This is a genomic window from Gammaproteobacteria bacterium (genome assembly GCA_013003425.1).
Lineage (GTDB): Bacteria > Pseudomonadota > Gammaproteobacteria > Steroidobacterales > JABDKV01 > JABDJB01.
This window is the reverse complement of the sequence record JABDJB010000088.1, coordinates 11,319-25,793: the sequence shown is the minus strand read 5'-3', so window position 1 is coordinate 25,793 and position 14,475 is coordinate 11,319. Positions and strand designations below refer to the sequence as shown.

General features: G+C 61.9%; 9 protein-coding genes. 8 read left to right on the top strand and 1 reads right to left on the bottom strand.

Features of this window, described 5'->3' with window-relative positions; genetic code table 11:
* The first annotated feature begins 70 nt into the window (after positions 1 to 70).
* From HKN06_12325 to HKN06_12305, 5 genes are all read left to right on the top strand, one after another.
* Positions 71 to 1,219: a hypothetical protein gene (locus HKN06_12325; protein ID NNF62095.1), complete on the top strand. Its 1,149-nt coding sequence runs from the start codon at positions 71 to 73 to the stop codon at positions 1,217 to 1,219.
* Positions 1,220 to 1,307: 88 nt separating this feature from the next.
* Positions 1,308 to 4,466, top strand: a complete 3,159-nt coding sequence (gene recC, locus HKN06_12320; GenBank protein ID NNF62094.1) for an exodeoxyribonuclease V subunit gamma — start codon at positions 1,308 to 1,310, stop codon at positions 4,464 to 4,466.
* Positions 4,463 to 7,975 carry an exodeoxyribonuclease V subunit beta gene (gene recB, locus HKN06_12315; protein ID NNF62093.1) on the top strand — a complete coding sequence of 1,171 codons (3,513 nt, stop codon included), beginning with the start codon at positions 4,463 to 4,465 and terminating at the stop codon, positions 7,973 to 7,975. The genes recC and recB overlap by 4 nt, the downstream gene beginning before the upstream one ends.
* Entirely contained in the window at positions 7,968 to 9,731 is a 1,764-nt protein-coding gene (gene recD, locus HKN06_12310; protein NNF62092.1) for an exodeoxyribonuclease V subunit alpha, read from the top strand. The genes recB and recD overlap by 8 nt, the downstream gene beginning before the upstream one ends.
* Before the next feature lie 62 nt (positions 9,732 to 9,793).
* On the top strand, positions 9,794 to 10,075 hold the full coding sequence (locus HKN06_12305; GenBank protein NNF62091.1) for a peptidylprolyl isomerase: 282 nt from the start codon (positions 9,794 to 9,796) through the stop codon (positions 10,073 to 10,075).
* Between the two features lies 1 nt (position 10,076).
* On the opposite strand, the gene HKN06_12300 is transcribed toward HKN06_12305, so the two are convergent.
* Positions 10,077 to 10,949 (bottom strand): sulfurtransferase, encoded by an 873-nt coding sequence (locus HKN06_12300; GenBank protein NNF62090.1) that lies wholly within the window; start codon positions 10,947 to 10,949, stop codon positions 10,077 to 10,079.
* 155 nt (positions 10,950 to 11,104) lie between these two features.
* Here HKN06_12300 and HKN06_12295 point away from each other — a divergent pair, with 155 nt between their 5' ends.
* From HKN06_12295 to HKN06_12285, 3 genes are read left to right on the top strand one after another with little or no spacing between them, the layout of a single operon-like run.
* Positions 11,105 to 11,857, top strand: a complete 753-nt coding sequence (locus HKN06_12295; protein NNF62089.1) for a glycerophosphodiester phosphodiesterase — start codon at positions 11,105 to 11,107, stop codon at positions 11,855 to 11,857.
* The gene (locus HKN06_12290) at positions 11,854 to 13,050 is read left to right on the top strand and encodes an FAD-dependent oxidoreductase (protein ID NNF62088.1); all 1,197 of its coding nucleotides are present in this window, start codon (positions 11,854 to 11,856) and stop codon (positions 13,048 to 13,050) included. Before HKN06_12295 ends, HKN06_12290 begins: the two co-directional genes overlap by 4 nt.
* Positions 13,040 to 14,467, top strand: a complete 1,428-nt coding sequence (locus HKN06_12285) for a hypothetical protein (protein ID NNF62087.1) — start codon at positions 13,040 to 13,042, stop codon at positions 14,465 to 14,467. The genes HKN06_12290 and HKN06_12285 overlap by 11 nt, the downstream gene beginning before the upstream one ends.
* Positions 14,468 to 14,475 lie beyond the last annotated feature (8 nt).

The window sequence follows — 14,475 nt, the reverse complement described above, 5'->3', positions numbered from 1 at the left end:
TTGCGTGTGCGCCGCCAGCTGGATACACTGAATAGCCTGCCAATTAATATAACTACACCGGGGGTCAGTCATGAGCATCATGACGAAGAAAACGCTTGCCGTTGCCTGCCTGTTTCTTTTTTCGACAGCCGCGCTGGCGCAGGACGTCTGGGACAGTGACGGCGATGGCTTTGACGATAACAAGGACAACTGCACGCTGGTTGCCAACCCGCTGCAGCGCGATACGGACGGCGATTATAACGGCAATATGTGCGATGCCGATTTTAATAACGACTTTACGGTTAACGCACTCGATTTGGGCATCATGCGGGTTCGTTTTCTAACGCCAGATCCCGATGCAGATCTCAACGGCGACGCGTTTGTCGACCTGCAGGATGTCGGCATCATGCGCCAGCTGTATCTTGCCGCGCCGGGCCCGACCGGTGCGGACCCCGGCCAGCCGCCCTGCGACTGCTATTTTTCTTTTGACTGCAACGGCGGCGGAGGCAGCCTGTTCTGTAACTACGGTCCCGGCAATTTCGCTACCGAAGACATTTGTGCATGGCGTGATATCAAGCCCGACGGCGTATTTGGTGCCGGTTGCTCGATCGAGTCAGATCTTACTACCGGTGCCTGGACACCGGATATCTGTGACGGCGTGTGTGCTCCGGCCAGCGCCGGGTCCTCGTTCGGGCTGGAAAACACTGCGCTTGTCGCGCAGGCAATCGAGATCTGGGGTGATGCCATGCTCAACCCGTCGGTTTCCGGCGGCGGCCCGGTTGACCCCGAGCTGGCAGCCCAGGCCAGCGCAATACAGTTCAACGGGCAGGACGTGCCAATCATGCTGGGCCGCTATACGGCAGATGCGCTGGGGATGGCTGCGGGTGAGCCTTTCTACGAGTACTTCTGTCACTACGAGGCTTATCCGGAGGACAATGACCCGATAACTGTTGACCTGGCCGGAAACGACTGCCGCATCACCGCGGGCCAGCTGACGGTGCAGGCGCTATCGGCTGAGCTCCAGGCGCCCGGATCGGCAGCAGGCATCATGCAGGGCATCGTTACAGCATGCAGTAACTGGCAGGAGCTGTTTACGTCGCAATGCGAGGCAGGCCCCGGCGCGCTCGATTGTGCCGTCGATTTTGTCGAATCTCTTGCCTACTTCCTGAGCACGCCGCCGACCCAGCCCGCGGCGCGGCCGGATCCTGTATTCGACCTGCTGCGCACAGCAATTCGCTAGTCAGGCACAAAACATCGCTCGAGGCCGGCCTCTGCGCCGGCCTTTTTTCTGGCCGGGTCGCAGGGCAGTGATCAGGTAGACTCAACCTGTGCTGAACGTTGTCTACAGCAACCGGCTGGAGCTGCTCGCCGACCGGCTGAGCGGGATACTGCAGCAAAGCGATCCGTTGCAGCCGGAAACAGTGATTGTCCCGAACCAGGGCCTGGCGCGGTGGCTGTGGCTGCAGCTTGCGGCACAGCACGGGGTGAGCGCTAATCTCGATTTTACGTTGCCGGGCAGCTTCGTCTGGCGCGTTTATCACCGGCTGCTGCCCGCGGTGCCGGAAAGCTCACCGTATGATCCAGGCGTCATGGCGTGGCGTCTGCATCGGCTGTTACATGAAGCGGCCGACGACAACGCCCTGCAGGAGATCCGCCACTGGTGTCGCGCTGATGACCGGCAGCGATTCGAACTGGCAGAACGGCTGGCCCGGCAGTTTGACCAGTACCTGGTTTTTCGCCCGGACTGGATCGAGCAGTGGCGCTGCGGCGAAGGCAGTGGCTGGCAACCCGAATTATGGCGCCGGCTTGCCGCCGAGACCGAGCAGCCGGACTGGATGGAGCTGCGCCGTCGCCTTGAAGCACTGCCGCCCGGACAGATACGCGGCGAGATGCCGAAGCGGGTAACAATGTTCGGTATTTCTTTGTTATCACCAGCCTACCTGGATGTGCTGCAGCTGCTGGCAAAACACATCGAGGTAAATGTGCTGTTACCCAATCCCTGCCGCGAGCACTGGGCGCATATCGTTCCCGCACGCGACTTCGGCCGCCTGGCAGGCGTGGCTGATGAGAAGCTGCAATACCTTGAAAGTGGTAATGCATTGCTCGCCTCGTGGGGTGGTCAGGGACGCGACTTGCCCGACCAGATCGAGGAGCTGGGTAGCGCGGTAATCCTGGAAGATTTTTCCGACCCGGGTGATGCAACCGTGTTGCGGGCAGTGCAGTCGCAGATTCTCAACCTCGTCGATCCGGGCGCAAACGAGACGGCGACGGTAGCAATGACACCTGGTGATCGCTCGATCCAGGTGCATGTTTGTCACAGCATTACACGTGAACTCGAGGTGCTGCACGACCAGCTGCTGGCATTGTTCGATGCCGATACCGGCCTTTCTGCTTCCGACATTCTGGTAATGACGCCTGACATTGATGCCTACGCGCCGTTGATTGATGCGGTTTTTGCCACGGCCGGGCGTATTCCGTTCAGCGTAACTGACCAGCGCCGTCGCAAGGCTGTGCTCATCGATACTTTTCTTGGGTTGTTCGACCTGCCGCAGGAACGCTTCGACGCCAATGCGGTGCTGGCGGTGCTCGAGACGCCGCCGGTGCGGCGACGCTTCGGTCTGTCCGAGACCGATCTGGGTCAGGTGCATGACTGGGTTCGAGACGTTGGTGTGCGCTGGGGCCTGGACGCAGCACAACGCAGCGGATTCGGTCGTAGCGACGGGCGTCACAGCTGGCGGCACGGGCTCGACCGGCTGTTGCTGGGTGTGGCCCTGCCCGGCGAATCCACCGGTACGTTCGCCGGCATCTTGCCCAGCGATGCTGCTGCCGGTTCGGATGCCGGTGCCCTGGGCAGCGTGGCGGAATACCTCGAACGGCTGCGGCGCATGCACGTCCAGATGGCGACGCAACGTAGCGTGGCGGATTGGTCGCAATGGTTGCAGCAGCAGTTTGAGCAGTTCATCGATGTTGGTGAAGAGCAGGAGCAGGAAGCACAGCTGCTGCGTAATGCGATCGCTGTGCTGTCGCAGCACGCACAGGTTGCCGGTCATAGCGGGTTAATCGACTTCGAGGTTGCGCTCGACTGGGTACTGCGTGAGCTAGACAGCGCAACGTCCGGTCGCGGCTATCTCGGGCATGGCGTTACCTTTGCCGGCCTGGTGCCCATGCGTACCGTTCCTTTCCGGGTAATTTGCCTGCTCGGTATGAACGATAACGCCTTCCCCCGTATTGAGCGGCCGCCGGGTTTTGATCTCATCGCGCGCAGTCCGCGTCGCGGCGACCGGTCGCGGCGCGACGACGACCGCCAGGCGTTTCTCGAATGCCTGTTAAATGCGCGCGAGGTTTTTTACATCAGCTACGTTGGTCGCAGTGTTCGCGACGACACCCCGCTGCCGCCCTCAGTGCTGGTCAGCGAATTGCTCGATTATTGCGACCGCAGCTTTGCGCACCCCGATGGTGTGGACGCTGCCCGCGCGATTACCACGACGCACCGGGTACAGCCGTTCAGTCCGCGTTATTTTGATGAATCCGCGGCCGAGTTTTTCAGTTACGCAGATATCCTGCCGGCATCCGGCCGTGTGGAGGTAGAGCCGTTCATGCAGCGGCCGTTAGCGTCGCCGGAGGAAGCTGTCAGCATTACGCTGCCTGCGCTGCTCGGTTTTTTTCACAACCCGACAAAGGCGCTGCTGAAGCAGCGGATGCGTATCAGTTATGACGGGGAAGCCGATCCGATTGCCACGGATGACGCAATCAGCCTCGATCCGCTCGCTGCATGGAGCCTGGGCGATCGTTACCTCAGGCTGGCCCGCGCGGGGGTTGAGCCACAACGCATCGGCGAAATTTTGCAGGAACTGGCGCCGGCTCCGTCGGGCCCGGCCGGCAGGCTGGTCATGCAAAAGCTGCTGGAGCAGGGGGAGCGGCTGGAACAGGCGTTGGTCGAATTCCTGCCACCGGGAGCCCCCGCAGTACACGATTTCACCCGGGATTTCGCCGGCATCCGGCTTGGCGGCAGGCTGGAGGGCCTGTACCCGGACGGCCTTTTTGCCTGGCGCTACGGGCGAACCCGGGGTCGTGACTGCCTGGCGTTGTGGCTGCGTCACCTGATATTGAACGTCGAGCGTCCGGGCGGCGTTGCCAGCGTGTCGCACTGGCGCGCCAATGACATGTCTTTACGGTTTGCACCGGTTGCAGAACCCCGGGAGCTGCTGCATACGCTACTGCAGCTGTATCAGCGTGGCATGTCAGAGGCAGTGCCGTTCTTTCCGGAATCAGGCTGGGAATACGCGGTCGCACGCGAAACAAAAGACGCCGAAAGCGCCCTTGCCGAGGCACGCAAAAAATTCGAAGGTGATTATCACAAAAGAACCGAGAACACCGATCCCTACCGCCACCGGGTTTTCGCCGGGGGCGTCGACTGGGCGCTGTTCGCCGAACTGGCAGAACTTGTTTACCGGCCGTTGCGTGACCACCTGGAGGAACAGCAGTGAGCCGCTACCAGGCCCTGGATGTGATGACCGTGCCGCTGCAGGGCATCAGCCTGGTGGAGGCCAATGCGGGCACCGGCAAGACTTATAACATCGTCGCGGTCTATCTGCGGTTGCTGCTGGAAGCCGAGTTGACCGTCGACCAGATACTGGTCGTCAGTTTTACCGAGGCGGCCACGGCCGAGTTACGCGAGCGTATACGGTCCCGCCTGCAGCATTTACGGACCTCGCTCGAAACCGGTGACGCTGATGACGACGACCAGGTATTCATGGAGTCGATTACCGATCGTGATGCAGCCATTCGCTGCATCACCAGGGCGCTGCAGTCATTCGACCAGGCGGCGATCTACACCATTCATGCTTTTTGCCAGCGCCTGCTGACTGATGCCGCTTTTGAAGCCGGTCTGCCACTGGATGCCACCCTGGTCACTGACGACGATGGGCTACGGCGACAGGTAGTCGAGGATTTCTGGCATGCCGAGGCGCGCGACAGCACCCCGGAATGGGTGCAGGTGCTCGTGGATCGGGCCAGTCCGGCCAGGCTGATGCGCCAGCTCGGCAAGTATCTCGGGCGTCCGCCGCTGCACCGGGTGCTGGCTGCCGACTTTGAAGACGACGATATCGAGCAGAGATTGCTCGTTGCAGCCGGCGAGCTGCAGCAACACTGGCGTCAGGGCCACGACGAAATCTGTGCGGTGCTCAACGGGCACCCCGGCCTGTACAAGACACTGCAGAAAAAGCTCGCAGAGCTGCTGGCTGCAGCCAATACGTGGTCCGGGGGTGACCGGCCAACCGCCGGACTGGAAAAGCTGGCGCCGCTGGCAGCATCGGCCCTTGCCGGCAAAACAAAAAAAGGCTTCGATGTGCCGCAGCACAACTGCTTCGAGCGGCTCGACGAGGTGCTGCAGCTTGCGGCGCGCCTGGCAGCGCAGCAGCGCCGGCGGCTGGCAGATTTTCGCGCCCGGTTGCTCGCTTATGCCGAGACAGAGTTGCCACGGCGCAAGCGTGACCGACGCGTGCGTCATTTTGATGATTTGTTGCGCGACGTTTATGTGGCGCTGCATTCGCCACGGCGTGACAGCCTGGTGCAGGCGGCACACCGGCAATATGCAGCCGCTCTGATTGACGAGTTCCAGGATACCGACCCGCTGCAGTTCGCAATTTTTGCGACCCTGTTCGCCAGGGATGAATTGCCCGTGTTCTTTGTTGGCGATCCGAAGCAGGCGATCTACGCGTTCCGTGGGGCCGATGTGCATGCCTATCTCGACGCGCGTGAGCACGCTGACCGCCGCTACCGTCTGGACCGCAACTATCGTTCGACGCCCGAGCTGGTCGCCGGCATCAACGCCGTATTTTCCGCTGCAGCTAATCCCTTTGTGATCGATAGCATCGGTTTCAGCCCTTCGGCTGCAGCAAAGAAAAAGCCCGGGTTATCTTTCGATGGCGTGGCCCAGCCGGCCTTGCGCTGGTGGCACGTGCCGGCCGGCGACGGAAAGCGCCTCGGCAAGCCGGCGGCCGAGCTTGAAATTGCGGCCGCCGTTGCCAGCGACATAGTGCGCGTGCTGGAGCAGACACTCGCTGCTAAGGCCGGTTTTGGTGACGGCCATCAGCTGCGTCCGCGGGATATCGCGGTGCTGGTCAATACCAATGAGCAGGGTGCCTTTGTGCGTGACGCGCTGGCCACGCGCGGTGTCGACAGCATGCAACGCAGCACCGAAAACGTCTTCGGTACGCTGGAAGCGGATGAGCTGTTCGTGATCCTGCGGGCAGTCGTCGAGCCGGCGCATCACGCGCTGGTACGGGCTGCGCTGGCTACCCGGATGCTGGGATATACCGCCGGGAAAATTGTTGCGCTCGACGGTAACGAGCAGCAATGGCAGGAATTGCTCGACCGGTTTTCGCTTTATCCGCAGCTGTGGCGACAGCATGGTTTTGCCCGCATGTTTCGTCGCCTGTGCCGCGACTTTTCAGTCGAGCAGCGCGTGTTGCAGTGGCCAAACGGCCAGCGGACTTATGCCAACCTGATGCATCTTGCTGAGCTGCTGCAGCGCGAATCTGCATTGCGTCACGGCAGGCTGGACAAGGTCCTGGAATGGATGCGGGTACAGCAGCGCACGTTGGGTATTGACGATGAGTCGATGCTGCTGCGCCTGGAAAGCGATGAAAACCTGGTAAACATTATTACCATCCACCTGAGCAAGGGGCTGCAGTTTCCTGTCGTTTACTGCCCGTACCTGTGGAACGCCCGTACCCGCAAGCGTGGCAACCCGGTTATCGAATTTCACGATAACGATAACCGTCCGGTTCTGGACCTTGGCAGCGATGAGCAGGATTCGAGTTTTGCCCGGGCGACAGTCGAGGATCTTGCCGAACGCGTGCGACTGGCCTATGTAGCAATGACCCGGGCAGAGGTTTCCTGCACGGTAGTCTGGGGTCGTATCAACACTGCCAATGAGGCCGGGCTGACCTGGCTGTTGCACGGTCGCGGCGACCCGGCGGGCACCAGCCTGCCAGCGACTGACGAGGAGCTGCTGGCGCGCCTGCAGCTGCTGGCCGCGCCGGGCGTTATCGTCGAAGCGCTGCCTGAAATCAGCAGCCGCCGACTGGACCAGGGAGTCGCTTCCGGCAGCGTGCTGCAAGCTCGCAGCCTGAGCCACGATGTTCCTGGCGGCTGGCGCGTAGCAAGCTTCAGCGCACTGACCCGCGATGCCGTTGAGCAGCCGCATGACTACGATGCCGTGCATTCCCCCGGTCAGGTTGATGCGCGGGAGCCGGAGGGTATTTACGCTTTTCCGCGCGGCGCCCGGGCCGGCCGCTGCATGCATCACCTGCTGGAGAACATATCGTTCCGCGACGCGCCACCGCAGGTTCTGGCGATGGCACAGCAATCGCTGGCAGAACATGGTTTCGATGAGCAGTTGGCGCCGGTGTTGCAGCAGATGGCGCTCGATGTGCTCGCAACGCCGCTCGATGGCGGCGGGTCGCTGCGCCTGCGCGATGTCGAGGATGCCCGGCGGGTTACCGAGATGGAATTCTATTTTCCGCTTAAGCCGCTGCGGGCAGCAGGTCTCGCCGACGCGCTTGGTGATTTTGCCACCGGCGGGCCAATCGAACGACGACTGGAGCAGCTCAATTTCCGCGTCGCCGGTGGTTTCATGCACGGCTATATCGACCTGGTTTTCGAGGCGGATGGCCGCTATTACCTGGCCGACCACAAATCGAACTGGCTCGGTAATGCGCAGCGGGACTACAGCCAGCCGGCGCTGGCCGGCGAGATCGCCAGGCACGACTACTACCTGCAGTACCTCATTTACAGCGTAGCGCTGAACCGTCATCTGCGTCGTTGTGTGGCGAACTACGACTACCGGCAACACTTTGGCGGTGTCTATTACCTGTTCCTGCGCGGGATGCGCCCGGACAGCGGACCGGAATCTGGTGTTTATCACGACCGCCCCGGTGCAGACTTGATGAAAACCCTGGAAAAACTTTTCTGTGGTGACCCGGGTGAATAACGCTGATCGCGCAGAGTTTCTCGTCCGCCATTTGTCGCAGTTGCTGTGCCGGGCTGCAGGCAGCGATGAATTGTCGGAGACCGTAAAAGAGCTGGTCAGAAGTACGGCCGCCGGACACATCGCGCTGGATATTGCTGGTCTTTCCGGTGACACCGCAGCGATACGCACAATGTTGCACGCCAGCGCGATAGTTGGCCGCCCGGGCGAATACCGGCCGCTGGTTTTCGACAACGATGATCGTTTGTATCTTTACCGCTATTGGGATTACGAACGCCGCGTGGCTGATGCGCTGTTACAACGCGCAGCCATAAACATCAAAGCTCACGACACAGAGTTGTTCAGCAGTGAGCTCGACAGACTCTTTGCTGATCCGCGTGCGAAGCGGCAGAAACTTGCTGCAGCCATTGCCGCCATGCGCGGCCTGACGGTGGTTACCGGCGGACCGGGTACCGGCAAAACCACGGCGGTAGTAAAAATACTGGCGCTGTTGCTCCGGCTGCAGCCGGGATTGCGCATTGCATTGGCTGCGCCAACCGGCAAAGCGGCGATGCGCGTCGGCGATGCGGTGCGTGAGGCGAAATCAGGTCTGCCGACCGAGGGATTGCGCGAACAGTTGCCACACGAGGCGGCGACCCTGCATCGTCTGCTGCAGCTTTATCCGGGGCACAGCCGCTATGGTGCGGACAATCGGCTGCCGTACGACGTGGTGGTGGTCGATGAGGCGTCGATGGTCGGTGTGGCGCTGATGGCGCAATTGCTTGAGGCGCTGGCTGATGACAGCCGGCTGATATTGCTTGGTGATAAAGACCAGCTGGCCTCGGTGGAACCCGGTTCAGTGCTGGGCGACATCTGTTCCGGCAACGATATTTACTCCACCCGCCTGCAGCAGCAGCTGGCTGGCGTCGGTATCGGGATTGCAGCTCAGGAGCAGCAGCGCCACGCGCTGCAGGATAACGTGGTCGTTCTTGATCACAGCTTCAGGTTTTCAGCCGACAGCGGCATTGGCCAGCTGGCCGATTCTGTTCGTGCCGGCGATTCGGCCAGGGCGCTTGAGCTGCTGCGCGACCCGGCTCAGGCGTCGGTCCAGCTACATGAAGCCGATACCGCCCGGGCAGTCCGGGATGCTGTTCTGCCATGGCTGCTGAGCCACCTGCGTAGCTACATGTCAGCCATCGACGCCAGCACCGATCCCGCCGAGGCGTTGGCCTGTTTCGAAAAATTCCGTCTGCTGTGCGCCGTGCGCCATGGGTCTACCGGTGTGGCCGGCATGAATGCACTGGCCGAGCAGTCACTGGCCGAATCCGGATTGGCCGATACGCGCGATACCTGGTACGCCGGACGGCCTGTCATGATTACCCGCAACGACTACCAGCAACAGCTGTTCAATGGCGACGTCGGTGTGACACTCAGGCTTGGCGAGGAGAGCAGGGTGGTTTTCGCTTCGGCCGATGGTGTCCGGCTGCTGTCGCCACCGCGGCTGCCGGAGCACGTCACCGTCTACGCTATGACCGTGCACAAGTCGCAGGGGTCGGAGTTCGACGATGTGGCGCTGGTCGTTCCCGGCCAGGACAACGAGCTGCTGGGGCGTGAGCTGGCGTACACCGCCGTGACCAGGGCGCGCAACAGCGTCAATGTATTTGGTAGCAGCACGGCGCTGGTCCAGGCAATCCAGCGGGTTTCGCAGCGGACATCCGGTCTCGCCGCAAATCTGCTGTTGCGGGAGGCAGGGCAACCGGAGCAGCGCAGCCTGTTTTAACAAGTGCGCAGCCGGCCGAAAACGCTTAGCATATCGGTTCGGTTTCAACGCAGGAAAGCCAAATGAGCACAGCCAGCGCCCGTCACATCCTGGTGGCAGACGAATCTACCTGTTCCGACCTGAAAACACAGATCGAAAGCGGCGCGGACTTCGCCGAGATGGCCCGCCAGCATTCGCAGTGTCCATCCGGCCAGCGTGGTGGTGACCTCGGGCAGTTCGGCCGTGGCCAGATGGTGCCGGAGTTTGACCAGATTGTATTCAGCGGTGAAGTGGGTGCGGTGCACGGACCGGTCAAGACCCAGTTTGGCTATCACCTGATAGAAATCACGCAGCGCAGCGACTGATTCAATTCGTGTCCGGGCCGCTGGCGATCGGTCGCTGCGGGTCGGCGCACCATTCACTCCACGAGCCCGGGAACAGTCGTGCCCCGGGCAGCTGAGCTATCTCCAGCGCCAGAAGGTTGTGGCAGGCAGTCACGCCCGAACCACACATGCAGATGATCTTTTTCGGTGATGTGGACTGGCGCGCGGCGTCAAAACAAACGCGCAGTTCAGAGGGCGACAGGAAGCGGCCGTCACGGTCGAGGTTGGCCGTGAAAGGGTAGTTGTGCGCGCCGGGGATGTGCCCGGCGCGGCGATCGAGCGGCTCCTGCTCGCCAAGGAATCTTTCCGCAGCTCGCGCGTCCAGTACACATCCATCGCTTTTCAGTGCTTGTGCAACTTCGTCGGCATCGACCCGTAGCTGGTCACGCAGCCGGATCTCGAAGTGAGCCGGCTTGCGATCGGGAACGGCATTGGTCAACGGCAGGCCGGCCCGCCGCCAGGCCTGCAGTCCGCCATCGAGCACGGCAACCGCATCATGGCCGAGCCAGCGCAGCAGCCACCAGGCGCGCGCTGCAAACGCGCCATGGCTGTCGTCATAGGCCACGACCTGGGTTTCCATGCTGATACCCCAGTCGGAAAAATGCCCCGCCAGTTCCACCGGGTCGGGCAGCGGATGCCGGCCACGAGGTGACGCCGGTGCAGACAGTTCGTTTTCCAGGTCGGCATGCACGGCGCCGGGAATATGACCCTGCTCCCATCGAGCGCGGCCGGCGGCCGGATCGGCCAGCGAGTAGCGGCAGTCGAGAAGCACCCAGTCGGGTTCTTCGCAATGTGCTGCCAGGAGGCCGTGAGATACGAGATTGCGGTGTTGCACGTGGTTGCCGCTGGTGGCCATGTTGCTTCAAGTCTAGTTGACTGTGAGGCGAGCGACGGGTCGTAGAATCACGTTTATAATAGTCACTTAACCATATGATAATAAATAGCAAATATACCGCGATTGCGGCGATGATCGCAGTCTGGCGCCTGTCGATATGTTAGTTTGCGGGCGGCATGGTCGGATCTGCTGAATCTGGAGTCGTACCCGCGCTGGTGGCCCACCGCGGCGCCGCGGCCGCCTTTCCTGAAAATACTCTCGCTGCGCTGCGTGCTGCAGCCGACTGTGGTGTGCGCAGCATTGAAATGGACGTACAGCTGACGGCTGACCGGGTGCCGGTACTGCTGCACGACGAGTCCCTGTTGCGTACCGCCGGGATCGATCGACTGGTCACGGCCGCCGTCGCGTCGGAGGTATGCAAGGTGCCGGTCGGGCAGATGCAGCAGTTTGGTGACCGATTTACCGGCGAGACTGTGCCGCTGCTGCGTGATGCACTGGAGCAGCTCGACACGCCAGGGCTGAGATTGTTTATCGAGTTGAAGCGGCACAGCCTGCGCGCCTTCGGCCGCCGGCGCATGCTCGCGGCAGTCTTGCCGCTGCTGGCCGGTGCGCGGCAGGAATGCGTACTCATCTCGTTCGACCGCATGGTGCTGGAACAGGCGCGCCAAATGTCCGACCTGCCAATAGGCTGGGTGTTGCAAGAGGTCAGTCGGCAAACGCGCGAGCAGGTTGCATCACTGCGGCCCGAATTTGTCTTTTGCAATCACCTCAGGCTTGCAGCTGAACCGGGCGCGCTGTGGCCCGGCGCATGGCAATGGGTGATCTACGAAGTTACCGAGGCGGGGCACGCGCGCCAGCTCGGCGTGCGCGGGGCAACACTGATTGAAAGCATGCACGCCTGTCGCTTGCAGCATGAGCTGCACGGATGAGCCGTAGTTTCGACGTAGCTGTAGTCGGCGGCGGCATCCATGGCACCGGCATTGCGCAGGCTGCAGCGGCCGCTGGCTATTCGACGTTGCTGCTGGAAAAGACCGATCTTGCAGCCGGCACTTCGAGCAGCTCAAGCAAGCTGATACATGGCGGTTTGCGTTACCTCGAGACCTGGCAGTTCGGCCTGGTCGCCGAATGCCTGCGAGAACGCGCCCTGTTGCTGCGGCTGGCGCCCGACCTGGTGCGGTTGCGCGACTTTTATATTCCGGTATTCACGCAGACCCGGCGGCCGCCGTGGCTGGTACGTATCGGGCTCGGTCTCTACGCGGTGCTGGGCCGGTTCGGGCCCGGTACCCGGTTTACGTCAGTGGGCCGAAATCGCTGGGACCGGCTCGATGGCCTGCGTACCGATGACCTCAAGGCAGTGTTGAAGTATTCCGATGCGCAGACTGACGACCGCCTGCTGACCCGGGCGGTGATGGCTTCGGCGCAGGATCTTGGTGCGGAGCTTGCGATGCCGGCGCATTTCAACGGTGCGACCATTGGCGATGCGGGTGTGACCCTGCGCTACCGGCTGGACGATTCCGAGGTTGAAGCACACGCTGCAGTGTTGATCAACGCCGCCGGCCCGTGGGCAAACGAAGTGCTGGAAATGGTCGAGCCGGTGCAGTCGCTTTTTCCCGTGGCGCTGGTGCAGGGCAGTCATATCGTAATCAGCCATCGCTTCGAGCGTGGCATTTACTACCTGGAAAGCCCGCGTGACGGACGTGCGGTATTCGTAATGCCGCGTGACGACGATACGCTGGTCGGCACCACGGAAATTCCGTTTCGCGGTCATCCCGATGATGTTGTCACCTATCCGCGGGAACGCAGTTACCTGGCGTCGGTGGTCGAGCACTATTTCCCGGCGTTGCGTGGCAAGGTAGCAACGAAAATTACCGGCGCCACCGCCGGGTTGCGGGTGTTACCCGCGGGCAAAGGTCATGCGTTCCATCGTCCGCGCGAGACCATTTTGCACGCCGACAACGCGCGACACCCGCGCGTGCTGAGCATCTATGGTGGCAAGCTGACCGCATATCGTGCGACTGCCGAGAAAGTCATTGAAAAATTGCGGCCGGTATTGCCGGAGCGACGGCGGCGTGCGTCGACACGTGAATTGACCCTGGCACCGCCAGCAGATCATGCCGGCTGACGAATTGATTCTCGCCATCGACCAGGGCGGCGGGTCGACCCGGGCAGTAACCTTCACTACGGAAGGAACACAGGTATTCCTGGCGCGCGTCGCGGTCGCAACGCAGCGTGGTCCGGATGGGCGGGTCGAACACGATGCATCCGAGGTGCTCAATTCAATGCATCGGGTCATCGTCGATGCATTGCGCGATGCCGAAAGTCGTGGCGCTGTAATAACCGGCGCCGGCCTGGCAACCCAGCGCTCATCGATTGTCTGCTGGGATCGCAACAGCGGTGTCGCGCTGACTCCGGTTATTTCGTGGCAGGACCGGCGTGCTGCAAAGCTGCTGGCAGAATATGCGCCACCGGATGACACCGTCAGCGAGATAACCGGTCTGGTGCGTTCACCGCATTACGGTGCCAGCAAGATGCGCTGGTGTATAGACAATATCCCCGCCGTCAGACAGGCACAGCGCAGCGGCACGCTGATGATCGGGCCGCTGTCGAGCTTTCTGCTGTTTCACTTGCTGCAGCAGCATCCCGCCTGCGCTGATCCTGCCAATGCTTCGCGCACCTTGCTGTGGGACCGGCGTAGTCTCGACTGGTCAGATGAGTTGCTGGCGGCGTTCGGAATTTCGCGTGGCCTGCTGCCACGCTGTGTACCCAGCCAGCACGAATTCGGGGTGCTGCGCAGCACTGCGGTACCGCTGCGGGTCTGCACCGGCGACCAGAACGCAGCCATTTTCGCCGGCGGAGCGATAGCCCAGGGCACCGCCTACGTCAATATCGGAACCGGTGCATTTGTGCTGGCTCAGGTTGCCGGCATGAGCGCAGCACCGCTGCTGCACAGCGTTGCCTGGAGTGACGGCAGCTCCGTGCTTTATGTGCAGGAGGGAACTGTCAACGGTGCCGGGGCAGCGCTGGCGTCATTGGGCGCAACACAGCCGGAGATAGCGACGGCAGCCCGGCAAATCGGTGCAGACGAGTTGCCGCTTTTTCTCAATGGCGTGTCCGGGCTCGGCTCACCTTTCTGGCGCGAGCACTTCACCAGTCGTTTTATCGGCAGCGGGAGTCAACGGCAGAAGCTGGCGGCAGTAGTCGAGAGCATCCTGTTTCTGCTGCAGAAAAACATCGAGATATTGCAGCAGCGCACGACGCTGGATGTCGCCCTGGTCAGCGGCGGGCTGGCCGGTCACGATGACCTGTGCCAGGCGCTCGCGGACCTTTCCGGGCTCGCGGTCATGCGGCCGGACGAGGCAGAGGCAACGGCACGCGGGCTGGCGTTTCTTTCCGCCGGGCAACCAGGCGGGTGGCCGGCAGGAAAACGGCAGCAATTCTGTCCTCGAAACAATCACACACTGCGCCGTCGCTACGACGAATGGTCGCGCGAAATGACCATGGCGCTGGACGGCACCGCCGCGCAGGTCGACAATCAGTAGGGTTCCTG